The organism is Paraburkholderia sp. NMBU_R16, from assembly GCF_013282575.1.
Taxonomy (GTDB): domain Bacteria; phylum Pseudomonadota; class Gammaproteobacteria; order Burkholderiales; family Burkholderiaceae; genus Trinickia.
Window position 1 is genome coordinate 1 of the sequence record NZ_JAAAYE010000169.1, and the last position, 1,854, is coordinate 1,854.

Annotated in this window: 1 pseudogene; it reads right to left on the bottom strand. The window is 63.0% G+C overall.

The features are described from left to right. Positions 1–1,194: pseudogene (locus GWC77_RS27520) on the bottom strand (hypothetical protein); the annotation flags it as partial. Positions 1,195–1,854: the final 660 nt, after the last annotated feature.

Here is a 1,854-nt window from a genome sequence, read left to right on the forward strand (position 1 = left end):
AAAAACGCTCAGGCCCGCATCGCCACGTCCGCAGCGTTCGCTTGCGCGTGGAATGCGCGTTCGGATAACCGTGGAATCAGCGTTCGCTTTAGCGTGGAATGAGCGTTCGGTTTGCCTGGAATACGCACTCACGGCAAAGGGCGGCTCCTGCGTGTCGTCGAGACCAGCCGCTCGGCGCATGGTTTCGACGTTGCTCTGTCGCCATGCCGGCATGTGCCGTACGCCAGGCCATGCTGGATTGTCTCCCCGCAAGCGGGCGAGGCGGGTGCGCAGCGCATTGCGGCGTAATCGCCGATCGATATTGGCCAGCGCTCGATCGAGCGAGCGGGCGAGGCGCGGACGGTCGCGCAGCGGCTGCTCGTTTGCCGCGAGCTGGTCGATGAAGCGTTGCGGCAGCGCGGCTGTAGGTAACTTGCCAGGCGCCTCGTCGGGCGAGGACGAAAAGGACGAAAAAGACGAATACGCACGCCGATCGGCTGGAGGAAGATCGGCAGCGTCGCGCAGCGCCTTCGACACGCCTGCGAGGAAAAGTCGCGCCGCGGCTCCCGGTGGAAGCGTCCGCATGCAGCGCCGAAGCTCCATCAGCACCTCACGACCGAGCGCGGCATGATGTGCGAGCGACGGGCGCAGCGAGATGAGCCCTCGTGCGTGATCGCTGCGAAGGTCCACCAGATTGTCCAGCAAGTAACCGGCACGGGAGAACTGTTGCAACCACTCGTTAAAGGCGATGCGGGCTTCGCGGTCTGGTGCGTTATCGGGAATGTCGATGGAGAAAATGCCGGCGAATATCTCAGCCTCCTCGCGCCGCGATGCGACGAACTGAGCAATGTTCGCCGCACTCAGGTGTTGCTTCGCGAAGTCGCCGAGCTGCGCTCCCGCACGGAGGCTCGACTGCCTCGTTTCCGTCCATGACTCGAATGCCGCGGCAAACGCAGCCGCCTCGTCGGCAGACACCCCTTTGATAGGGAGTCCTGCAGCCAACTGATCGACGTGTGGGCGGATGTCCTGCACATTGTCTTCGTCGACCAGGGAATCGAGCGCGCGTGAGACAGTGAACTGCAGACTCCAGGATTGCAAATCGCGCTGCGCGATATTGACGCCGAACGACCTAGCCAGATCGGCAAGGATCGATACCCCCTGCGGATGGCCCGTTTCCTCGACCACGGCGAGGCCGAACGCGTCGGCAAGTGGCATCAAATAGCGGTGCAAGGCACGGCGCACAAAGCTCGAGGCGTACGATGCCGCGGTGCGCGGAGGTACTGCTGCGGACCGTGTCTCCGCAGCGAGTGCAGACTCGAGGCCCGGCGCCGGCACTGCGTGACGCGAACGAAATTGCGCAGCGGCGTGCGGATTAGCGGATCGGACCAGTGGGGATAATTGATGAGGACAACTCGACGGGGACGGCGTCCCCGATGCGTGCGGCCCTGCTTGCTGGAATCCCTGTGGCTGATGTTCCGGATTCCAATGATCTTGCGCGCGGCATAGGTGATTCGATGGCCGGGATGCGCTGTTGGACGCGGGAGTCATGCTGTCGTGCTCTGTGTTGAATACAAGCGCGCCGTGCCTTCACCGGGCGGGCGGCCTACGCAGAGCAAAACATAGCGCAACGTACGAATGGAGCCGGCGCTCAATGCGAAGCGAAGGCGTGTGTCGCGCAGGATTCGGTCGAGACATGACAGCGCAAGAGCGGCGAGGCCGCACGCAGTTCGCGCGATTCTCCGCCTTGCCAAAGCAAAAACCCCCGGTTCGCATGTTGCGAACCGGGGGTTTTCAATGGGGAGCCTGACGATTACCTACTTTCACACGGGCAATCCGCACTATCATCGGCGTGGAGTCGTTTCACGGTCCTGTTCG